Origin of the sequence: Algoriphagus jejuensis, from assembly GCF_039523455.1 — a bacterium.
In the GTDB taxonomy this organism is placed as follows: domain Bacteria; phylum Bacteroidota; class Bacteroidia; order Cytophagales; family Cyclobacteriaceae; genus Algoriphagus; species Algoriphagus jejuensis.
This window is the reverse complement of record NZ_BAAAFI010000006.1, coordinates 146,837-170,006: the sequence shown is the minus strand read 5'-3', so window position 1 is coordinate 170,006 and position 23,170 is coordinate 146,837. Positions and strand designations below refer to the sequence as shown.

The window sequence follows — 23,170 nt, the reverse complement described above, 5'->3', positions numbered from 1 at the left end:
ACCTTTTGCTGAAAAAATGCGGGAAATATTCCCCTTACCACATTTTTTTGATTCAAGGAAAGCTACCTCGGTAGATTTTAAGCAAAGGTAACCATGGGATCCTTCTTTTTCTGTTGGATATAAGAGCACTGTTTTCCTGGAAATCCTGTCAGTTGCAAATTCATTTAAAGCGATAAATCAGGCTATACTGAGCAAGTAAAGCCTGTCTGTGCTCGCTTTTGAATTTCACTATTTCCTCCCATCAACCCTTTCTTTTTATAAAAGCGGCAAGGCTTAGCGACATATCATGACACTCAAAAAAAACACCTATATCACGTTAATCCTTACTGCCTTGTCTACACAGGCGGCAATGTTTATTGTGATTCATATGATTTGGCCCGGACTGGTTTCCGAGTCCAGCCTTATCGCAAGCAGATGGTTAGGATTGGTTGCAATCGTAGGATGCTGCCTGAAGAGAGCCTCACTAACCACCTGGATATTTGGCAGTATGTTTATCGGGATTGTCATAGGTCTGGACTTTCCCGAGCTTGCCATGAACCTGAAAGTGGTCAGTCAGCTTTTTCTAAAAATGGTCAAAACGGTGATTGCCCCGCTTCTTTTTGCGACACTCGTGGTAGGAATAGCCGGGCATTCCGATCTGAAGCAAGTCGGTAGAATGGGTTGGAAGTCCCTTCTATATTTTGAAATAGTCACAACGTTTGCCTTGTTGATCGGATTATTAGCAATCAATATATCCCAAGCTGGAGTCGGGATTGAGCTACCTGCAGGTGAAGTCCCTATTCAAGGTACAGCTAGGACGTGGCAGGAGGTCATTCTTCACATTTTTCCGGAGAATATTGCTAAGTCTATTTTTGAGGGAGAAATTCTTCAAATCGTCATTTTCAGTATTCTGTTTGGGATAGGACTAGCCATGGTCAAAGATGGTAAAAAGAAACAGACGATGCTTTCGTTCACCGAAAGCCTCTCAGAAGTAATGTTCAATTTCACTCGGGTGATCATGTATTTCGCACCCTTTGGCGTGGGTGCGGCAATAGCGTACACGGTAGGAGAGATGGGATTGGGGATTTTGGTCAATCTGTTTCATTTGTTAGCCACACTCTACGTTGCTTTGTTGGCATTTTTGCTGCTGGTTTTATTTCCGGTCGCGCTTCTGCTGAAGATTCCTGTAATCAAATTTTTAAAGGCAATCTCTGAGCCTGTTTCTATCGCCTTTGCGACCACCAGTTCGGAGGCGGCACTTCCCAAAGCCATGGAAGCGATGGAAAAGTTTGGTGTGCCTCGCAAAATCGTCGCATTTGTAATGCCAACAGGCTATAGCTTCAATTTGGACGGAACGACACTCTACCTATCACTGGCAGCGATTTTTGTCGCGCAGGTGGCAGGAATTAAAATGAGCATTGAAGATCAGCTATTGATGGTGCTCACGCTCATGCTCACCAGCAAAGGAGTAGCGGGAATTCCACGAGCTTCCTTGATTGTTCTGATGGGAACAGCAGCTAGTTTTAATCTTCCAATGGCTCCGATCTTTTTGATCCTGGCAATCGATGAACTGATGGATATGGCAAGAACATCAGTCAATGTAATTGGCAACTGTTTAGCCACTTGCGTAATAGCAAAATGGGAAGGTGAATTTGGTCTTCCTATAAAAGAGAATCCGGATTTGAGTTCACCAGAACCTGTATTGGATATGGAAATGCAGAAGGTAATGAACAATTGAAATGAGCTATTATAATTCATCTATCCGCACTTAATTCAAGTAACTCATGTATGAATTTATTCAGTCTATTTTAGGGTTTATGAGCCCAGAATTGATCATCAATAAGGGTGGCCTCATCCTTTTACTCGCTATTGTCTTCACAGAAAACGGCCTATTCTTCGCTTTTTTTCTGCCTGGAGATTCACTTTTGTTTTTGGCAGGAATGCTTTGTGGGCTACCTATTTTGGATGTCACAATTGTGGAGTTGATAGCCTATATAGCACTAGCTGCCTTTTTGGGATATATATTGTCATACTTTATTGGAAAGAAGTTGGGCAAATGGCTACTATCCCGTCCCGACTCATTTTTCTTCAAAGCCAGATATCTCAATATGGCCACATCTTATTTTGAAAAGAGGCAACAAGGTGCAATCATAGTAGCCAGGTTTATCCCGGTAATTAGAACTTTCCTTCCTCTCTGTCTAGGACTAATTAAATCAGATTTTAAGGTTTTCATGCTTTATAATTTTATTGGTTCATTGGTCTGGACTTCAAGTTTGGTTTTGGCTGGTTACTTCCTGAAACTAATCTTTCCAGATCTTCTTCACTACCTGGAATGGATTATACTATTAATCATCGTCGTTACCGCCATCCCATTGTTAAGACAATTTTATAAAATCAAAAAAGCTAAGCTTTCTTGAGCCCATTTCAATAATCTATGGCAATCTAAAACTTTAATCGATGCTCCTAAACGATGTTTGAGTCCATTGGATTTGACTAACCAAAGCTTCTTGATAAAATGAAATCAAAGTCCGGTGGTTAGCTAGGTTTTTGGTAATAGTCTCATCTTCCCGTTTCCAGTTCGTCATTTTCCTTTCTACAATTAGATTAATCAACTTTAGTATGAGTATTTGGATAATTTTTATAGCCTGCATTTTGCTTTTTCTTTCACTGGATCTGGGAGTATTTAACAAAAAAGCCCATATTATTCAGACCAAAGAGGCAGCCATTTGGACCGGCGTCTGGGTTTTTATTGCATTACTATTTTCAGGGGTCATCTGGTGGATTTTCTCGGAAGGTATGGTTGCAAATCCAACCGGTTTAAAACCAAAAGATGCAGTACTTAAATATGTTACAGGTTATCTAATTGAATTTTCCCTGAGCATAGATAATGTTTTTGTGATTGCAGTTATTTTCAGGTCTTTCGCGATTCCAGACATTTATCAGCACCGAGTGCTTTTCTGGGGTATTCTAGGAGCTATCGTGTTTAGAGCCATTATGATAGTTTTTGGCGTGGCATTGATCAACCAATTTGACTGGATCGTCTATGTTTTTGGTGCCTTTCTATTATACACAGCTTATAAAATGCAAAAATCGGATGCTTCTGAGTTTAACCCCAAAAACTCATTTATTTTCAAAAAGTTGAGAAAGGTAATTCCATTTACAAAGCATTTTTACGGTGATCACTTCTTTATCATAAAAAGGGGAATTCGTCTAGCCACCCCGCTTTTCATGGCTTTGATTATAATAGAACTTACGGACATCCTTTTTGCCCTTGACAGTATTCCTGCCATCCTGGCGATTACAGCCGATCCGTTTATTGTTTTCAGTTCTAACATCCTTGCTATAATGGGACTAAGATCTATGTACTTCCTGATCTCCCGCATGCTGAATAAATTCCGTTTTATCAATTATAGTCTGGTGGGTATTTTGGGCTTCGTCGGATTGAAAATGATATTTTCCCATCATATAGAAGCTCCCGAATGGCTGTCCTTGGCGGTTATAGGTCTTGCGCTGACAGGGGGTATTTTGGCTTCCTTGCTGATTCCTGAGGAGGTCGTCGAAAATGATAAGTTAGTGTAACTGGTCATTGATGCTACCCACTGGACTGAATCCGTAGTAGTTGCTTTTGCCCTTATCTACTTTTTTCCAGTACCACAGCAATCTGATATACATCAAAGGATTTACATTAAAAAGCCACCCTGGCAAATGAAAAAAACAAATAAAATCATCGATAATGCTGCTCGCGAGTTACCAGTAAGTCCAGCAAATGCGAAACCCGTGGATACAGCTGTTAAAGTCGGGAGTTTCCGATGGAGAATATGCGCGCTGTTGTTTTTTGCGACGACAATCAATTACATAGATAGACAGGTATTGGGGATTTTGGCTCCACAACTTCAGTCTGAGATGAATTGGACAGAAGTCCAATATGGGTATATCATTACTGCTTTTCAGTTTGCCTATGCCCTTGGTTTTCTGATTATGGGCAATATTATGGATAGGTTTGGTGCCAGAAAGGGGTTTTCATTTGCAGTTGTTCTGTGGAGTTTTGCTGCAATGCTGCATGCCGCTGCCAGCTCAGCTCTTACTTTTGGGTTTGCCCGCTTTGGACTTGGCATTGGGGAAGCCGGAAACTTTCCTGCTGCTATAAAAACGGTGTCGGAGTGGTTTCCCAAGAAAGAAAGGTCTTTGGCTATTGGCATATTCAATTCCGGAGCCAATATTGGTGCAATTGTGGCTCCTTTGGCGGTTCCTTTTATTGCGCTGCGTTTTGGATGGGAATGGGCTTTTATAATTACAGGAGCCTTGGGTTTTATCTGGTTGGCATTTTGGCTAGCAACCTACAAAAAGCCGGAAGATCATCCCAAAATAACCAAAGCCGAACTTGACTTCATTCAATCTGATTCAGAAGAACCTGTGGAAAGGATTCCTTGGCTGAAATTATTTCCACATCGGCAAACCTGGGCTTTTGCTTTGGCGAAATTTATGACCGATCCGATCTGGTGGTTCTATCTATACTGGTTGCCTAAATATCTGAATACTTCACATGGTCTGACCTTGGACAAGATAGGATTGCCATTGGTAGCTATTTATGTATTGTCGGATTTAGGAAGTGTAGCCGGAGGTTGGTTATCTTCTTTTCTTATCAACAAAGGGTGGAGCGTTAACTCCGCCCGCAAGACGACGATGCTGATTTGTGCGCTCGCAGTTCTCCCCATATTTTTCACATCCCAAACAGCTAATTTATGGATTGCAGTAGGCTTAATAAGTTTGGCCACAGCGGCTCACCAAGGCTGGTCTGCTAATTTATTTACCCTAGTATCTGACATGTTTCCTAAAAATGCTGTAGGTTCTGTGGTGGGTATTGGTGGGATGTGCGGAGCTGTTGGAGGAATGTTAATTGCTACAGCAACAGGCTATTTATTGGATAAGACAGAAAGTTATGTCCCACTGTTTATCATTTCCAGCGTTTCTTATCTCCTAGCCCTACTTTTAATTCAGGTTTTAGCCCCAAAATTAAAACCCATGCGTCCTCAATAGATTTTTAAAGTACCAAAAAAAAAGGAGAGAATGGTCCTATTAAGACAAGTCATTCCCTCCTTGTTTGAGTTCAAAATTCGACGCTATACTTCCATTAAGTTTAGCATTCCAACTGCATACGCCAACAGAATGCTTACAATCAATCCTATATTGACTTTATACAGATCCCTGAAAATCTGCTTCCTGGATTTGCCGATTTCGTTTTTGTTTAGCCGGTAACTGATCGCAATTTCACGGCCTGCCAAAATTCCAATAAAAACCCAGGTGGTACTCATGGGCACATTGCTCAACTCAGTAAAAAGGAACAAAACGATCGCGTAAGTAAGATCTATAAAGGTGGCCGAACGAATATGCTGGGTATTGGCTTTGGTATTAACGATTTCCTGAATTTTCCCACCTCTGGATTTGAAAAGAAAAGCCATTAAGACCAAAATAATTAGTAAGGAAATGAGCAATTCTGTCAACGTCAACTGCCGCGGTAGATATACATACAAATTTGCAAAATCTTGAACTAGCCATTGGGACCATAAGAGGCCCGTGGACAACCATTGGGCTACCAACCAGCCTTTCTTGGTATTCTCTTTTTCCGATCTGGTAATACTTTCTTTTGATTCAAACCTCTTTGCAATCAATAGGTAAATCCCAGATGCAAATACAAAAGCTACGGCATATCCCAAAATCGACTTTAAGATCATCTTTTCAATAACCGTCTGAGATGAGAATACACTTAAGATCATGAATGTGGTACTTACAGGGAGTCCAAACCTAGTAAGTACAATCAGAACCAAGGGAGGAATTATATACCAAAAAGCCATCTTTTCTGGAAGCGGGATCATGTCCAATCTACCATAGGAAACGTCTCCCTGATGCATAATCCAACCATATATAATCACAAGTGTCAAAATGGATGCAGCATAGAGCCATAGTATCCACCACTTTTTTTTATGATTTGAGGTGAGAAATGTCCCTAACGTCTGAATGACATCATTTCCGATTACAGAATAGGTTGCCAAAATGAAGGCAATCAAAGGAATAAACTGTTGCAATTGCATTACTCTGTAATTTTAAGACTAACGGAGTTTTCTCCCTAATTTCCCGCAAGATTAGGTATAATTCTGACAACAAAATAGCATGGCAGCTGAATTCAAACACTCGCCTTGATTTTATTTCTGTCTACATTTTTCAACATAGTAATTGCCAAAAATTCAGCAATGAATTCCGGTCAAACGCTTGACTGGAGACGAACCCGGTGGGAACAGGTGTATTCAGACTTTTCTAACGGAAAGCAAAAGAAGTGGGAGGATTTGGAGTCCTGTTGCAACCGGAATCGACCGCCCAAGCAAGCGAGTCCTTCAATGAGGATGGGACTTATTCTGCCTACAGGCAATACCTATGGAAAGGTTTTCATTTGGAAAGCCTGGTCTATTTTGAAGTCAAAAGTTTATTTTTCACCCGATAAGTGAAGGTAAGTGAATACTCCAAGCGGTTCAAGACCAAGGCGAGCGGTTGGCTCAGGCCAACCGGTCTTGAGCCGCTTTCCGCATTCACTTTTGCGCTGCTTAACGGTTGGAAAGCAAAAGATGTGTTCATTTTAGTTCTTTCAATAAATCCACGGGAGTTCGATATCCAAGTGCCTCATGGGGCCTTTCCCGGTTCATAATCTTCCATCTATTCCATCGCTTTTTCCTGACCTCATCCAGAGAATTGAATACATTGGCGCTGAGCAGTTCTTTCCTGACCGATCCGTTACAGCGTTCTACATAGCCGTTTTGCATCGGCTTGCCCGGCTGGATAAAGACCATCTCAATATTCTTCTCCCTGCACCAGTGACTCAACAGACGGGAGATAAACTCCGGACCGTTGTCCACGCGGATCATTTTGGGCAGTCCCCGGACCAGCTCAAGAAACTCCAATACCCGGATCACCCGTTGTGCAGGAAGTGAAAAGTCCACTTCCATGGCCAGCATTTCCCGGTTATAATTATCCAGAATATTGAGCAACCGGAAGTGCCTGCCGCTCCAAAGGCTACTCTCATGAAGTCGACGGACCAGACCTGGTTGATCGATTCTGGTCTAAAGAAGGCCTGTTTGATCCTTGCCGGCGGCCGCTTCCTGTGTCTGCGTCTGATGTTGAGTCCCATGGCAGAGTAGATGCGGTAGACCTTTTTATGGTTCCACCGGTGCCCTTTTCTGCGAAGTCGGTAATGGGACTGCCAAAAGCCAATGGCAGGGTGTTTGGCTACCAGTTCTTCCAACGCCTGGATCACGGGCATATCGTTTTTTGGTTTGGGTTGATACTGGAAAGTACTTCGTGGCACACTAAGCGTCTTACACGCCTGACGTTGGCTCACCCCATGTTCTTCGACCATGAACTGAACCAGCATGCCTTTTTCATCAGGCGTCAGAGCTTTTTTGCCACCGCATCCTTGAGTGCCTCATGCACCAGACTCAGATCGGCAAACATCCGCTTCAGGCGGGAGTTCTCTTCCTGAAGTTCTTTCAGCTTTTTGACCTCACTGGCTTCCATCCCGCCATATCGCTGTTTCCATTTATAAAAAGTGGTGGGGGTTACTTCCATCTCGCGGCAGATCTGCCGGCCTCGTGAGCTTTGATCGCTTTGACGATCTGCGTTTCGGTGAATCTCGATTTTTTCATAATAACCATTTAAAATTGATAATTTCAATTCAACTTTCAAATGGCCGACTTTTAGGGGAGCTTACAGTTTGGATTGACTCAATTTTGCCCTCCCTTTTTTTTCTTTTCATTTTTTCTTGAGTTTTTTGAGCCCAATTGAGCCTAACAAGGATTCAAATCGGCAAGCTGCGGCTTTAAGAGGACGAGTAAACGTATAGACGACAAGGGAAGTAAGTGGGGCGGAAGGTTTATGGCGGTTAAGTCATGCCGGGCTAAAGTTCATGAATTATACAGATGAGGAAGTTAAAAAAGTACATGATGATTATGCCGATTGGCATAGTGCTGCTGTTGGTCCTGTTTAACAAACAGCTCAAATCCCAGCTTTTTGGTCCGATCAATTATCGAGATGTTGAGATGAGTCCTGGAAACGTCGCTGTCCCAGGGGAAAGGACTTTGGCGTGGAAAACTGAGTCTGCCTTTACCGACAGCATCTACCGAAGGATTGCCAACATGCCAATCACCGAGGATATGCTCCTTGAAAAGGGCAATACCACGAGGATTCTCCTGGCGAGACTGATGCTGAGGGAGAATGTATCCGAGGTAAATGAAATCCTCCAGAAGATGACTGTTTGGGGAAACTGTGGTTCTTCCTGGTTTATGAATCCAAAGGGGGATTATGATTTTCCACTCACCATTCTTACGACCATCTTTTGGAAATTCGGCGACGATCCAGAGCTCCTCTACCCAGAAACAAGAAAATACATGCTGGAAGTCCTTTTGTCAGAAGAAGGGGGGAAGTTCAGCTATACGGCTCCCAGGACGCTCGGCCTGGTCATGGAGACGGAAAACCACATGCTGATGACCGAGGGCTCTCGCTATCTGAAAAACAGATGGATCAGTCAGCATCGAAATTCGGATGACTACTACGACAACGTGCAAAATGGGATGGAGGAAAAGCTTCTATTCCTCATGGACGAGATGAAAACCAATGGCCTGTACGAGTTTAATTCCATCCCGTACTTAGCCTACACCATTACCGCTTTGCTGAACCTGGAAGCTTTTGCTTCTGAAGAGGTGAGGCAAAAGGCCAGAGATGTATTGGACTACATCAACTGGAGCTACGCCCTGAGTAGTCTTAACTTGAAACATTTTCCGCCGATGCGCAGGAGATACGAAAAGGCGGGCATCCAAGAGCTCACGACGGATTACCACGCCGCCTTCGTAAAATCCTGGCTGAGTTTTTCCGACATCGAAGAATATGACCAAAACGTCGGCGTAGCTACCATCCATGCCATGATGGGGGCATGCATGCCCTACCGTCCTGCTGATGCTTTTGTCAAGATGTTATTTGACAAAGAAGAAGGCTATTTTGTCCTGCAGGGCCATGGTCCCGAATCTTCACCGGAGATCAGCAGTGCAGGGAAGCATTTTCTCCTCAGCTCTGGAGGTGTGAATAGAGGCAAGTGGTCGGAGATCGTCACCAGGCCGATTTGTCTTTTTCTAAAAGACGATGCCGATCATCTATCCGAGACGATCCACGTGGCAGGTCCGGGCGATGATTTCATGGAATGGAATAACACGGGAGTCTATCGAAACTTCGCCTGCGCGGCAGGGCCGGTATCGGTACCTGAGCATATGCAAGCTGTAGAAAGCAAAGGTGATTGGTCGGTCTACCTTGGCGCCGATGATGTGTCCGTAGTTGTCTATTCTACCCAAAGTATCGGAATAATCGCTGTCTTCGAAGATGTCGAGCCTGCTGTTATTTTTGGGAGAGTGCTGGAAGAAAATCCCGATGCAGCCCTATTGAACAGTCAATTTCAATTTCCCGATGGACCTTTACTCAAGTATGACCCCAAAGCACAAAATGACAAGTGGGTGATGATTTCGGAAAATGACAAGGAGCTAAACCGGAATTTTGATTCTTGGCCCTTAATAGAGGGGGAATGACTGATTATCTAGTTGGTAGTGCCAAACTGAAGGCTTTTTGCCTGGATCAGTCAGGTTTCAGAGTCCTGCCTATGACGGGCGGTCGGTGAATCGGGTCAGTTTTTATTTGCGATAGCGCTTTATTGTGGACAATTTTAGTCTATGAAAAATCTACTGCTAGGAGTTTTTGGCTCGTTTGTCCTGTTTGCCTGCACCTCGCAACCTCAATCCAATCGGAATATGGATCGCTATCCAGAGGAATTGGTAAAGGTGCTAAACGCACACGGAGGTTTGGAAAAGTGGGATGAGATGAAGACTCTTCAGTACACAATTCCTAAGGAAGGCGCCGACGAGGTACATACCATCGACCTCCATTCCAGGATGGATCGGGTGGAGTCGCCCGCCTATGCGATTGGCTTTGATGGCACTGCAGCTTGGTCCAAAGATAAAGCGGAGGAATACAAAGGGGATCCGGCGTTCCGACACGACCTCATGTTCTATTTCTATGCGATGCCTTTCGTCTTGGCGGATGAGGGTATCAACTATCGAACGACCGAACCGCTCGTATATGAGGGTACAAGCTATCCCGGTATCGAGATTACCTTCAACGGTGGCGTAGGGTCATCTCCCTCGGATGTGTATATACTATACTATGATCCCAGTGACTACAAGATGGCTTGGCTGGGTTACAAAGCGACTTTTGGAAAAGAACTTAAGCCTGGTCCACCCAGTGTCATCAAGTACGATCAGTGGACCGACGTCAGCGGGGTGACTCTTCCCACTTCCATCGCTTGGCAAAAGATCGAAGAAGGTGAAATCGTAGGTGAGCGAAATCGGGTGGATTTCACAGGTATCACGCTTACCAAGGAAAGCAAACCCAGTAGCTTTTACTCCAAAGAAGGAGCAGGCGAGGAATAGCCTTCTTGTCCCGGTTGACAGCGCAATTTGTTTTATCGCAATCAGCCAGGGCCAATACGCCCATACTCCCATCGATTTTCTGAAATCATGAACTACCTCGGATGTCGGTGCAGGCTTGGCTGCATACACGCTCCGCTCAATTCCTGAAGATCCCGGGCATTGTCTCGAGAGGCTTCGCCGATTTTTTAACCTTATAAACCACAGTTCGAAATTCAGACCTGCGCTAATTCCCCGAAACCCGTAGCCAGTTCGTTTGCGCCTGTGAAATGCCAAATCGGGAATTAAGAGAAGTAGAGATTGAACATTGCATGCTACCCCAATCTCTGCTCAGCCTTGGCTACAATAACCCTGCACTATTCTTACTTTTTGCCGGAGGGAAGGCCGACAAGCACAGCCGATCCGAAGCCGAAATTTGACGATTCCCTGGTTGTATTTTGGAAACGAAGCCTAATACCATCGGGGTCTACCATCTTCCAGAATCGTGCAGGATTTCGATTGCAATCGATTTCCTGGCTGGAGTTTACTGCGATCATTCCACCATTTTTTAGAAAAAAAAACCTGAAAGTGCCTGAAATAGCTCAGATCGCTGATTCTGGCAAAAAACATCCATGTTTTTGAATGATTTCTCCATATGGAGCGGGACATAGGCCGACTACATTGAGCCCGTAAATAACCAATAAACTCAAAATATGGAAAAATTAAAATTTACTCTGCTGCTCTTGGCAATGGTCTTCTCGACCGTGGCATGGGCTCAGGTCAACGTGACCGGGGAGGTGCTCGATGACCAAAATCAACCCCTCCCCGGAGCGAATGTGCTGATCAAAGGAACTACCGTTGGCGTGGTGACTGATTTGGACGGCAAGTTTAGCCTTGCTGTAAATGGGACTTCAAACACCCTGGCGATTTCCTTCATAGGCTTCGATACCCAGGAGGTTCAGCTGGACAATCGGTCCCACTATGTCATTAAGCTCACCCTTTCTCCATCAAGCTTGGACGAGGTGGTGGTCATCGGCTATGGTCAGGTAGAAAAGAAGGACGTGACAGGAGCGATTGGCTCGGTTGAATCGGAAGATATCGTACGTGGCAATCCCGTACAGGCTGCCAAGGCTATTCAAGGACAAGCCGCTGGTGTGATTGTGACCAAGCAAAGCAACCAACCGGGAGCTGGATACAATATCAATATCCGAGGCTTGAGTTCAATTGACTACAGCAACGAGCCACTTGTCGTGATCGATGGAGTGATGGGCGGAGATCTCAATGCCCTCAATCCGGCTGATATCCAGTCTATGGATATCCTTAAGGATGCTTCGTCTACTGCGATCTACGGTTCCAGAGGTGCCAATGGCGTCATCATCGTCACTACAAAAAGAGGCGGAAAAGGTAAGCCGACGGTCAGCTACGACGGCTATGTAGGTGTGAAAACTCCAGCGCACTTGCCGGACTTGATGAATGCTCAGCAGTTCTATCAGGCCAGTGTCACCGATCGTCAATTAAATGGCTACACCCAAAACCTCCCTTTCACATCGACTGAGATGGACATGGTTAACTCCGGAAAAAATACAGACTGGATTGATCAGATCTCCGGAACGGCTCTTCAAACAAGCCATTCCATCGCAGTGGGTGGCGGAAGCGACAATACCAACTACCATTTCTCAGGTGGATATCTGAATGATGGCGGTGCTTTACAAAACACCAAATTTCAGCGATATAACATCAAAGGAAGCTTGGACAGCAAGTTGACGAAGTTTCTGAATGTTGGTTTTACGGCTAACTACAGCGTTGCTAAAACGGACTTGGGTTCCAACGAAGCTTTGAGAAGTGCTTACCGTGCGCGTCCGACTGGCGTCGCGATGTACGATGATATCCTCAACCCTGACGAAAACCAGGATTTTGCGTGGAATGGCTATGCTGCTTGGATGGGCATCAACGACAAGCAGGTATTGAATCCACTTATCGAAATCGATCCGGAAAACTTCCAGGATGAAACCAGATCGAATACTTTCTTTGGGAATGCCTATCTGGAATTGATTCCTTTCGAAGGCTTGTCTATCAAATCATCTTTCTCTGCCGGTATCGACAATTCAAGATGGGGTCAGTTTAGAGGTACCATGACCAAGGATCGGGCGACAACCCGTTTACCGAGAGCTTTCCTTCAAACAGACGATTTGTCCAATTTCACCCTGGATAATATCATTACTTATAAGAAAAAGTTCGGAGCTCATGACTTCACCGTGACAGGTGTTCAAAGTACATTCCAGGAGCGATTTGAAGAACTCGATAGCTCTGTGGATGAGATTCCATACAATTCGCTGTGGTATGCCTTCGGTACAGGACGTCCGGTACAGTTGGACACCAGACTGACGGAGAGATCTTTGCTTTCCTACATGGGAAGGGTGATGTATGGTTTCCAAGACAAGTACCTACTTACTGTTACTGGCCGATGGGATGGTGCATCTCAGTTGAGCGAAGGAAACAAGTGGGAGTTTTTCCCATCCGCAGCTTTAGCGTGGAGATTGGGTGATGAGGAATTCATCAAAAACATCAGTGCGATCTCTGATCTGAAACTCCGCGTGAGTTATGGTTTCGTAGGAAACAGTGCCGTAGCGCCATATAGTACTCAGGCGAGACTGGCCAAGACGGTGTATGATTTTGACGGGGCTCCGGGATTTGGTTTTGCTCCGGAAAACCTGGCAGACAAAGAACTGACCTGGGAGAAAAGCAAGGAATTGAACTTCGGTTTGAATATGGGATTCCTCAACAACAGAATCGGGGGTGCCTTTGAAGTCTATTTCAGAAACACCGTGGATTTGATCTACAACGAGCAAATTCCTACTTCCTCAGGATTCAGCAGTGTCACCACCAACATCGGTGAAGTATCCAATAAGGGTGTTGAGCTGACCTTGAACACGGTCAACGTGGATAAATCCAGATTCAAATGGTTTACCAATATCAACTTTGCCAAAAACGTCAATGAGGTAGTTTCTATCGGTAGCGCCGGCATTCAGGCGGATATCGCCACGGGCCTTTTCGTAGGTCACCCGCTCCAGGCGCTTTATGACTATGAGTTTGCAGGAATCTGGCAACTGGATGAGAAAGACATCGCTTCTGGATACAAGCAAGTACCCGGTTCAGTGAAGGTCGTAGATCAAAATGGTGACGGCCTCATCTCTACCAACAACGGGATCGATGACCGTAGAGTCCTTGGTTCTCAGCAGCCTGATTGGACCATGGGTATGACCAATAAATTTGCTTACGGCAATTTCGATTTGTCATTCATGATCTACACCAGCCAGGGTGCATTGTATAGAAACAGCATGCTGAGCGGCACGATGGGAGAAGTGGGTACAGGGCGATACAATGCGCTGAACCTAAACTACTGGACGGTAAACAATCCTACCAATGACTACTATGGACCGGGTGTCCCCAATCCATACAGAACGGCCATCCAATATCAGGACGCAAGTTTCGTGAGAGTCTCTGACATCACTTTCGGTTTCACCATGCCGAGAACAGCCTTGGACAAGATGGGTTTCAGCAAATTCAGAATGTATGCTCAGGTGAGCAATCCGTTCGTCTTTTATGATTTTGATGGAATGGATCCGGAGTTTAATTCCAGCACCTACAATGATGGCGTGCCTACTGCCACGTACTTGTTTGGGGTAAACGTCTCTTTCTAATCGGCTTATTTCGGATAGTAAAATTTAAAAACATGAAACGATTTAATATAAAATATACAATAGCGCTGGCCCTAATTGCTTTCACGGGGACCAGTTGCGAGGACTTTTTGGATGAAAATCCACTGTCCTACCAGACTACCGACAATTATTATACTACGGCACAGGGATTCGAGGATCTAGTCCGGTCCAACTATACCAAGCTGAGAGAAATCCACAAGGAGCGTGACTTGGTATTTATGGGTACCGACCTGTTCACAAGTACTGCCTGGGATGAATCGGCTACTGGGAATCAAGGGAATGTCCTGAATGTGTACGATGTCCGTTTTAACCCAAGTTTGGGCCAGAGTACTGCACTGTGGGACCTGCTTTACAAGCAAATCTCCAGAACCAATACGGCAATCTCGAGACAAGAGGATGTGAAAGGGATGGATCCTGGTGTGCTGGCTATCAGAGTAGCCGAGGCTAAGTTCCTGAGAGCATATGCTTATTTCTATGCCGTCCAGCAATGGGGTGATATCCCAATGCCTTTGACGGAAACCACTACTGCCAGCAGAGAAGTGGACAAGATTCCTGCATCGCAGGTCTATGATCAGATAATCAACGATCTGGTAGAAGCCGAGGCGGTACTTCCTGCCAAAGGAGCAACGGAGTACGGCAGAGCTACCAAAGGCGCTGCACAGTTCTTATTGGCAAGAGTTCACCTCACCAGAGGTTGGAACTTCAATAATTCTCTGGGAGGAACCCCGGAGGATTTCAACAAGGCTGTGAAGTATGCCGACATGGTCATTGCAAATTATCCGCTGGAGTCACAGTATCACAAGTTGTTTCCGCTTCGTGCCGAAAACCCACTTTTGGAAACATTTCCAAGTCAGAATGATAAGAGCGCGGAAATCGTCTTTTCAGTCCAGTTTAGTGACAATATTCTCACCAACGGCAGTGACGACGATGAGCCTAGTCAGTATCAGGTAGGGAATGACTACCACTCGATCTTCGGTGGTGATGCGGAAAGTATCCCTGGTTCCTTAGGCAGAACTCCGGAGTATAACAGAAATGGAGGCAGAAATACCTACATCGTCACTCCGGCGACTTATAGACTGTTTGATCCTGAGTTGGATACTCGTTACCACCACAACTTCATTGAAGCGATGTATGCGATGAAAAGTGTAAGTGACTTTGTGCCAAACCTCAAAAATCCGTCAACCAAGATCAATATCGCCAAGGGAGACACGGTAATGTATTTCCCACCATGGAACAAGCCTGCCAGCAATGTTGAAAAAGGCATGGACGTGGGCGGAAGCAAGCGCTACTCGGTATTGAACATCGATGAGATTGGAGTCAACGACCTAACTCCATACCATATCAAGGACATGACTCCGCTGATGTGGAAGTTCTGGCAGCCGGGCATCCCTTATGACGAAGCTCAAGGTACATTCAACCATGCGCTGTTCCGTTCAGCTGAAGCTTACTTGATCGTTGCTGAAGCTATCCTGAAAGGTGCATCTAACGGTAGCCTCGGAGGAGCAGAAGTGTACTATAACAAGATTGTTGACAGAGCTTTGGGTACGAAAGCAGGCAGTGAACCACTGCGTGCCGCCGAGCCGGCCAACCTGACTTCTTTGAGTACGGTGTCATATAGAGCAAAAGGCAACCTGGATATCGACATGATCTTGGACGAGCGTGCAAGGGAATTGATGGGCGAGTATAGCCGTTGGTTTGATCTGAAACGAACAGGAAAGCTGATTGAAAGAACCAGCAAGATGAACCCTTGGACGGCCGCAGTCGGTCAGATGGAACAGAAACATTACCTGCGTCCAATTCCTCAGAAAGAGATCGATCGGTCAATTCCTTCTATTTCTCAAAACGAGGGGTACTAATTGCATCGTTTGACACATAGTCCATCCAGCATGTTTTAGTATAGATTAAAAAAAAGGCAGGCAAAGGTTTTTGCCTGCCTTTTAAACTGCTTGTCGAGCAGGCAGATGATCAAATTCTACAAGTATATTGGTCAAAAGACAAAGTTGCTACTTGGACAAAACCTCAAAACCCAAAAATTAAATTAGTTTTAGAAGGAAAATTGGAGTTTTATTGGCTTAAACGAAATAAAAACTTTTAAAAGGCCCGGTTTAAAAAGAAAATAATGCATTATAAAAATCTATCTATACAAATCTTGTTTTGTCTGATTCTCGGGACATTAGGCTCATGCGTCAAAGTAATCAAGTCTGAAGATAAGCCGAAAGACCAAAAATCTTTTTCCGACATGGTGTATCCCACGCTTGACACGGAGAATTCCAGATGGTTTTTCTTTTCCTCTGCCTCCCGTCCCTTTGGTATGGTCAACCTCAGTCCCGACACGCAGGTCGAGGGAGCTTGGGGAAGTGGCTATAGACACAAAGTCGACACCGTCAAAGGATTCAGCCACATCCATGCCTGGCAACTTTCCGGGCTATCGGTGATGCCTGTCACCTTTGAGGACGGCAACACGCAGGAGCTCTTTGGAGACTTTGCCTCCAAGTTTAGCCACGAGACGGAAAAGATCACTCCCGGCTTCCATTCCCTGGAACTGGATCGATATGATATTAATGTAGCCCTCACCAGCACCAAGCGGGTCGGCTTCCATCAATACGATTTTCCGAGCGATCGCAAGTCGGGGATTCTCTTCAATCTCAATGGAACGCTGGGGCCCAATGACAACTTGGAGGGGATCCTCACCCAAGTAGATCCGCGCACGCTGTCCGGCGAACTGACGATCCAAAAGACTACCCGGAGACCCAAGGCAGTGAGACTGTTCTTCTACGTGCAGCTCAACCAGGATATTCTCCAAGTGGAAAAGGATGAGACTACCGGAAACTTCCTGGTCCATACTGACAGTGAAGGTAAGGAGACCCTCATGAAGGCAGCTATTTCCTATACCTCCCTGGCCAATGCCAAGGCAAACCTGGAGGCGGAGCTGACTCATTGGGACTTTGAAAAGGTGGTAGCTGATTCCAAGACCGAATGGAACCAGATGCTAGGCAGGATCAAGATCGAAGGTGGCACTGAGAAAGAGCAACGCAGGTTCTATACCGACCTGTGGCATGCCCTGCAAGGCCGCAGAGTGATCAGTGACTTTGGCGGAGCTTATCCGGATTATACAGGCGCTCAGTTTAGGATTGGACAGTTGCCGCTGGATGAGGAGGGTCGCCCCAAATTTAACCAGTACAACTCGGACTCCTTCTGGGGAGCGCAATGGACGCTCAATACCCTCTGGGGATTGGTCTATCCAGACATCATGGAGGAGTTTGTGCACTCGATGATGCAATATTACAAGGATGGGGGACTGGTACCTAGAGGACCGTCTGGAGGCAACTATACCTACGTGATGACCGGTGCGTCTTCGACGCCATTTCTAGTGACTGCAATCCAAAAAGGCATCGTGACCGAAGACTTGGAAGCTATCTACCAAGCCTTGAAGAAAAACCACATGCCGGGTGGAATCATGGAAAAGGCAGGCTATGAGCACAACACCAAGATGGGTGGAGGCTTGCGTTACTACCTTGACAAAGGCTACGTCCCGTATCCCATCCCTGAAGGCAGGTTTGGTGGTCACCAAAATGGCTCCAGCCTGACCATGGAATATTCCTATCAGGATTGGACCTTGGCTCAGCTTGCTGCCAAACTCGGACACAAGGAGGACTACGAGTACTTTATGGCTCGTTCGGCCAACTACAAGAATGTCTTTGATAAGACCACTGGTTGGATGCGTCCGAAGAATGTGGATGGGGTATGGTTTGAGGACTTTGATCCCTACGAGTATGAGCATGGCTTCATCGAGTCCAATGGCGCTCAGTCCACCTGGTTTGTACCCCATGATCTTCCGGGCTTGGCTCAGCTGATGGGGGGAGACGAAAAGGCGGTCGAAAAGCTAAACGTCCAATTCCAAACTGCGGAAAAGCAAAACTTTGCTTCTGGCAATTCCCACGCACAGGAACTTCATCCTGAATATCGAAGAGTGCCGATCAACTATGGCAACCAACCTTCGATCCAGACAGCCTTTGTGTTCAACCATTTGAACAGACCGGATTTGACCCAATATTGGAGCAGAAAAGTCGTCAATGCGGTGTTCTCCGGACTCTCTCCGGCTACCGGCTATTTTGGCGATGAGGACCAAGGCTTGATGGGAAGTTTGGCGGTATTGATGAAGATGGGCATCTTCCAGATGAACGGCGGTACGGAAGAAAATCCTGCCTACGAGATCGGAAGCCCGATCTTTGACAAGATCACCATACAGCTTCAACCGGAGTACCACAGCGGTGAGACCTTTGTGATCAAGACAAACAACAATGGGCCTGACAGGTTTTATGTAAAAAGTGCCGTGCTTAACGGTACTCCTGTGACAGGCTATAAAGTCCGGCAGGACGCATTCTCCAAGGGTGGGGAATTGGTGCTGGAAATGGCTCCAACTGCCGATAAATAGCAGCTTGAGGCTTGACCTAAGCCGTGCATGCAGTCCGAAATTGGGATTTGCGTGCACGGTTATTTTTTTGTCAATCTAGATCTAGAGGCTTTCAAACTGCCCTCGGGCAAGGCATGTAATAGTGATTGCGTCTTGGGCAAAAATGGGGTATACTTGAGACTGGCTTTCGCGAAAAAGTGAACTGCCCTGGCTAGCTATTTTGCTGCCAAATTGAGTGAAGATTGCCCAAGATTTCCTGGAATGATTATCCGATTTCTGATTTTAGTAGTTGTCCTTTTGGGCTCGATGCCGGGATTGTACGCCCAGCAGATCAAGTTTGAGCATTATAGCGAGGACAATGGTTTGGTGCACAACTCTATACGGCACTTTGCTCAGGATAAGCAAGGCTTCCTCTGGATCGGAACCTTCGGGGGACTCAGCAGATTTGACGGCTACGAATTTGAGCCTTTTGTCAGCACCCAAGGCCAGCCCAACACGATACCCAACGATGACATCACAGCACTAGAGCTCGATGAAGCTTCACGACACCTTTGGATTGGGACGAGAAATGGGATTTCGCTTTACCACTTGGATATCCATGTTTTCCAGACTTTTCATGCCAGCCCGGGTGAGCCTGACAGCCTGCAGGATGAGGAGATCCGTGCGTTGCATGTGGATAGATTCAATCAGGTCTGGGTTGGCACCCGGGATCAGGGGCTTTTTATCTTTACTCCCAAGACGAACACCTTCCGAAAAGTCCCACTTCCGGGATTCAACTATATACGGGAGATCATCGAGGACTCCCAAGGCAATGTGTGGGTAGGAAGCTACCAAAGTGCCGGAGTTGCCAAGTTGCAACTTGACGCTTCGGGGGAGATCAAGCAGACCAAGACCTATACGCTTCAAGTACCTTTTTCGCAAAACACCAATCCCTACCTCAACTTCATCTACGAAGACCATAAAGCCGACATCTTTGTCGGAACCCGAAGCGGACTTTTTAAGCTCGATTCTGACAAAGACCAGTTTGAAAACCTGTATATCCAAGATCGGGCAGTACGGGAGAAGCTCGGGCCCTACTTCAATTCGATAGCACGAGCTCCGGGAGGGAAATACTGGCTCGGAACGCTGGGCGGTTTGCTGGTGATGGATCGGTTGGAGGACGTGGCGGGGAAGAACTTCGAGTGGTACTTTGCCGAGCTTTCCAACGACGGTTCGCTGTCCGATGACTTCGTTACTTCTCTGTTTTTTGACCAGTCGGGAGCCCTTTGGGTGGGGACCGAAAATGGCCTGGACAAGTTTGATCCCTACGCCAACCAGTTTAGATACTTCCGGGATATCTCCAATTTCATCGGATATCAAAAGCCGCTCATCCGTGGTTTTGCCAAAGCCTATGACGGGAGCACCGTGGTGGCCACGCGACACAACGGCATCTTCGTCAAAAACAATGGGAGGTTTGTCCATCTCTTTGATCCGCGAGAGGATATCGCCAGTATATTTTCGGTGGATGGGGTGGAGTTTTACTGCGGACTGTGGGATGGGCGAATCCTGCAATACAACTACCGGACAAAGGTTTCCAAGCTTATTGACCTGGGGTTTAGTACTTCTCCGATTACCAACTTTGCGGCCTATGGCAAGGACAGCCTGCTCATTGGCTCCCACGGCAGCGGCTCCCGACTGGTCCATCGCTCCAATTGGGGCATGAGAGAGGATTTTTCCCCCGTCTTGCCATCTCAGGTAGTCAATAGCCTTCGGGTGGACAGCAAGGGCATCATCTGGTATGCCACCACACTGGGAGCAGTGCAGTATGATCCGAATAGCGGGATCTCCAAACTCTACACCGCCAAGGGCCAGTCTGGCCAGGGGCTTTCTCACACTGATATCAGCGATATACAGGTCGATTATCAAGGGAATGTCTGGGCGGCTACCAGGCTGGGGCTGGATAGGTATGACCGGCAGCTAGATGACTTTGCTCCGGTGCTCGGCGCCGCCGAATTACAAGGTCGATGGATCACCGATATTCAGACAAATGCCTCCGGCGAGCTGTGGCTCAACATGAACAACAACCGGGTAGCCAACTATCAGGTGCAGGAGGAGGTTCTGAAAACCTATTATGTAGAGAGTGGAAACCGCCTGGACATGTTTAGCCATCGGGGATTTTTTCTGGCTGATGATTCCAGCATGTACCTGGGAGGAAGCAAGGGGGTTATCTTCTTTTCTCCCAAACAACTCGTCAATAATGAGCTGTCACCCAAGCCTTTTATCACTTCTGTCCGCATCCAAAACCAAGAGGTGCAGGTGGGAGAGAAGCTGAATGGTCAACTTATTCTGGATCGGGACATCAATGAATCCAAGACACTGGAACTCGATTATATCAACCGGAACTTTTCCTTGACTTTTTCCAGCCCTGCTTACATCAATGAGCGCCTCAACAAGTTTAGCTACATGCTGGAGGGCTTCGATGAAACCTGGAACACGGTCGACGTACCGCAGCGCTCCGTCCAATACACCAACCTCTTTTTTGGGGATTATGTATTCAAGATCAAGGCGATGAACAGCCACGGGGTCTGGAGTGAAGAGGTGTCCTATGCCATCCATATCCGGCCTCCATTTTGGTTGACCTATCAGGCATTTATCCTGCTGGCGATGCTGTTGGTCGTAGTGTTTATCCTGGTCAGAAGGCTGGTGCGGGCGAGACGGCAGCTAAAACAGGAATTGCTGATCGAAAAAGTCCAGCGAGAGCGGGACGAAAACCTCAATCAAGAGAAGCTCCAGTTTTTCACCAATATCGCGCATGAACTCCGTACGCCCCTCACGCTGATCCTAGGGCCGATCCGACAGCTGCTGGAGGAAAAAGGCAGCAAGGAAGAGGATTTTCAACTGAGCAGGTATCAACTCATCGACCAGAATACCAGCCGACTCATCAAGTTGGTCAATCAGTTTTTGGATTTCAGAAAAGCCCAATCAGGAAGTCTCAGCCTCAAAGTGTCCAATACGGACATCCTGAGGCATACCCGACTTACCTTCAGTTCCTTTCATGACTTGGCCAGGGACAAGAATATCCGCTTTAGGATGGCCTGCGAAAGCGAAGCCATCCATGGGTATATCGATCGGGACAAGTACGACAAGGTGCTGTACAACCTCCTGTCCAACGCGCTGAAGTTCACTTTTGACAATGGCGTGGTGGATCTTTTCCTCGACACCCGACAAAAGGCGGATGGGCTTTGGCTGCTGGTGGAGGTGAGTGACGACGGGGTCGGAATCCCCGCCGAGAGCATGGAAAAGATCTTCTCCCGGTTCTACCAAGCTCCCAACAATCGGATCCAAAACACCGGCTCCGGCATCGGACTTTCGCTGGTGCGTGATCTGGTGAAGTTGCATAAGGGAGAGATAAGCGTAAAGAGTGAGGAAGGCAAGGGAAGTGTATTTACGCTGGAGCTGCCTATTCAGCGGGAAGCCTATCTTCCGGGTGAGATTTTCGAAGTAGAAAAAGAGCCAACTGAGGAGGTGAAGCCGCTGGGAATGCCAGAATCTAAGGTAGAGACTCCGAGCAAGCAGCGTGAGCTGATCCTGGTGGTGGAGGACAATTCGGAACTCAGGACTTACCTCAAAGATTATCTGTCGGCCTATTATCGGGTGCTGCTTGCCGAAAACGGCAAAGAAGGCCTGGAGATCTGTCTCAGGGAATCTCCCGCGCTGTGCGTGGCCGATGTGATGATGCCCGTGATGGATGGGATGGAGTTTTGCGATCGATTGAAGGAAACCGAGGAGATCAGCCATATTCCCATAGTGCTGCTGACGGCCTTGTCCGACAACGAGAGCCAGATCCGCGGCTATACCTCCGGCGCGGATGGCTATTTGGTGAAGCCATTTGATCCAGTCTTGCTGCGTAGCAGGATCGAAAATATCCTGCGCTCTCGGCGCGAGCTGAAAGCGAAATTCTCCAGCGATATGGAGAGTGAGCCGGCGGGCTTGGCACATTCCCCCTTTGATGCCGAATTTTTGGGAAAGATCACCGACCTGATCGAGACCAAGCTGGACGACCCGGATTTGAACACGGGATTTCTATGCCAGGAAGTGGCGATGAGTTCCTCTACCTTTTACAGGAAGATCAAGGAATTGACCGGCTTGGCACCCAATGAGTTTGTGCGTACGATCCGGTTGAAAAAAGCCGCCCAGCTCCTGAAGACAAAGTCCTACACCGTGTCAGAAGTCACCGATAGGGTTGGTTTCAGCGATCCGCTCTATTTCAGCAGGTGCTTCAAGAAGCAGTTTGGGTTCCCTCCGAGTACGCTGACGAAGTAGGATAGCCCCCCTCGGGAGGAAGGCTTTTCGGGTGACACTTTGAAAAGCCGAACGGGCCAGGATCTCAGCTTTAGCTGAAGACCAAAGGATGTGGCCGCGATGCGACTGGAAAGGATTTTTCCTACAATTTTTCCATAATCTGCTTGGGTCTTGGCTCGTCGAGACCTTGCTGCCAAAGCTCAGTTCCAGCTTTCAATGCAGGCCTTACTCCATCTTTAAGACGATTTTACCGCCAATCTGGACTTGTGGGCGAGCTCAATAGGTTA

General features: G+C 46.7%; 11 protein-coding genes and 1 pseudogene. 10 read left to right on the top strand and 2 right to left on the bottom strand.

Features of this window, described 5'->3' with window-relative positions; all coding sequences use genetic code 11:
• Window positions 1-349: 349 nt before the first annotated feature.
• From ABD031_RS07690 to ABD031_RS07675, 4 genes are all read left to right on the top strand, one after another.
• Window positions 350-1,717, top strand: coding sequence for a dicarboxylate/amino acid:cation symporter (locus ABD031_RS07690; protein ID WP_486276372.1), 1,368 nt, complete (start codon window positions 350-352; stop codon window positions 1,715-1,717).
• Between the two features lie 46 nt (window positions 1,718-1,763).
• On the top strand, window positions 1,764-2,396 hold the full coding sequence (locus ABD031_RS07685) for a DedA family protein (protein ID WP_343850022.1): 633 nt from the start codon (window positions 1,764-1,766) through the stop codon (window positions 2,394-2,396).
• A gap of 202 nt (window positions 2,397-2,598) precedes the next feature.
• The gene (locus tag ABD031_RS07680) at window positions 2,599-3,558 is read left to right on the top strand and encodes a TerC family protein (protein WP_343850020.1); all 960 of its coding nucleotides are present in this window, start codon (window positions 2,599-2,601) and stop codon (window positions 3,556-3,558) included.
• Between the two features lie 126 nt (window positions 3,559-3,684).
• The gene (locus ABD031_RS07675; protein ID WP_343850018.1) at window positions 3,685-5,016 is read left to right on the top strand and encodes an MFS transporter; all 1,332 of its coding nucleotides are present in this window, start codon (window positions 3,685-3,687) and stop codon (window positions 5,014-5,016) included.
• 83 nt (window positions 5,017-5,099) lie between these two features.
• Here ABD031_RS07675 and ABD031_RS07670 read toward each other — a convergent pair whose 3' ends face one another.
• On the bottom strand, window positions 5,100-6,068 hold the full coding sequence (locus tag ABD031_RS07670; protein WP_343850016.1) for a hypothetical protein: 969 nt from the start codon (window positions 6,066-6,068) through the stop codon (window positions 5,100-5,102).
• Window positions 6,069-6,602: 534 nt separating this feature from the next.
• Window positions 6,603-7,670 (bottom strand): annotated as a pseudogene (locus ABD031_RS07665) (IS3 family transposase).
• Between the two features lie 273 nt (window positions 7,671-7,943).
• Between ABD031_RS07665 and ABD031_RS07660 the strand changes: the two are divergent.
• The 6 genes from ABD031_RS07660 to ABD031_RS07635 all read left to right on the top strand — a co-directional run bounded on the left by ABD031_RS07660 (window position 7,944) and on the right by ABD031_RS07635 (window position 22,904).
• On the top strand, window positions 7,944-9,596 hold the full coding sequence (locus tag ABD031_RS07660) for a hypothetical protein (RefSeq protein ID WP_343850015.1): 1,653 nt from the start codon (window positions 7,944-7,946) through the stop codon (window positions 9,594-9,596).
• A gap of 141 nt (window positions 9,597-9,737) precedes the next feature.
• Window positions 9,738-10,493, top strand: a complete 756-nt coding sequence (locus ABD031_RS07655; RefSeq protein WP_343850013.1) for a hypothetical protein — start codon at window positions 9,738-9,740, stop codon at window positions 10,491-10,493.
• A gap of 689 nt (window positions 10,494-11,182) precedes the next feature.
• Window positions 11,183-14,170, top strand: coding sequence for a SusC/RagA family TonB-linked outer membrane protein (locus ABD031_RS07650; RefSeq protein WP_343850011.1), 2,988 nt, complete (start codon window positions 11,183-11,185; stop codon window positions 14,168-14,170).
• A 32-nt stretch (window positions 14,171-14,202) separates the two neighbouring features.
• Entirely contained in the window at window positions 14,203-16,044 is a 1,842-nt protein-coding gene (locus ABD031_RS07645; RefSeq protein ID WP_343850009.1) for a RagB/SusD family nutrient uptake outer membrane protein, read from the top strand.
• Window positions 16,045-16,337: 293 nt separating this feature from the next.
• Complete coding sequence (locus ABD031_RS07640; RefSeq protein WP_343850007.1) at window positions 16,338-18,623, top strand: GH92 family glycosyl hydrolase; 2,286 nt, start codon at window positions 16,338-16,340, stop codon at window positions 18,621-18,623.
• Window positions 18,624-18,863: 240 nt separating this feature from the next.
• Entirely contained in the window at window positions 18,864-22,904 is a 4,041-nt protein-coding gene (locus ABD031_RS07635) for a hybrid sensor histidine kinase/response regulator transcription factor (protein WP_343850006.1), read from the top strand.
• Window positions 22,905-23,170 lie beyond the last annotated feature (266 nt).

What these genes read in the sequence shown, in the direction of transcription:
- ABD031_RS07690 (WP_486276372.1), top strand. Translation starts at nt 350, where the DNA reads ATGTTTATTGTGATTCATATGATTTGGCCCGGACTGGTTTCCGAGTCC.
- ABD031_RS07685 (WP_343850022.1), top strand. Translation starts at nt 1,764, where the DNA reads ATGTATGAATTTATTCAGTCTATTTTAGGGTTTATGAGCCCAGAATTG.
- ABD031_RS07680 (WP_343850020.1), top strand. Translation starts at nt 2,599, where the DNA reads ATGAGTATTTGGATAATTTTTATAGCCTGCATTTTGCTTTTTCTTTCA.
- ABD031_RS07675 (WP_343850018.1), top strand. Translation starts at nt 3,685, where the DNA reads ATGAAAAAAACAAATAAAATCATCGATAATGCTGCTCGCGAGTTACCA.
- ABD031_RS07670 (WP_343850016.1), bottom strand. Translation starts at nt 6,068, where the DNA reads ATGCAATTGCAACAGTTTATTCCTTTGATTGCCTTCATTTTGGCAACC.
- ABD031_RS07660 (WP_343850015.1), top strand. Translation starts at nt 7,944, where the DNA reads ATGAGGAAGTTAAAAAAGTACATGATGATTATGCCGATTGGCATAGTG.
- ABD031_RS07655 (WP_343850013.1), top strand. Translation starts at nt 9,738, where the DNA reads ATGAAAAATCTACTGCTAGGAGTTTTTGGCTCGTTTGTCCTGTTTGCC.
- ABD031_RS07650 (WP_343850011.1), top strand. Translation starts at nt 11,183, where the DNA reads ATGGAAAAATTAAAATTTACTCTGCTGCTCTTGGCAATGGTCTTCTCG.
- ABD031_RS07645 (WP_343850009.1), top strand. Translation starts at nt 14,203, where the DNA reads ATGAAACGATTTAATATAAAATATACAATAGCGCTGGCCCTAATTGCT.
- ABD031_RS07635 (WP_343850006.1), top strand. Translation starts at nt 18,864, where the DNA reads ATGATTATCCGATTTCTGATTTTAGTAGTTGTCCTTTTGGGCTCGATG.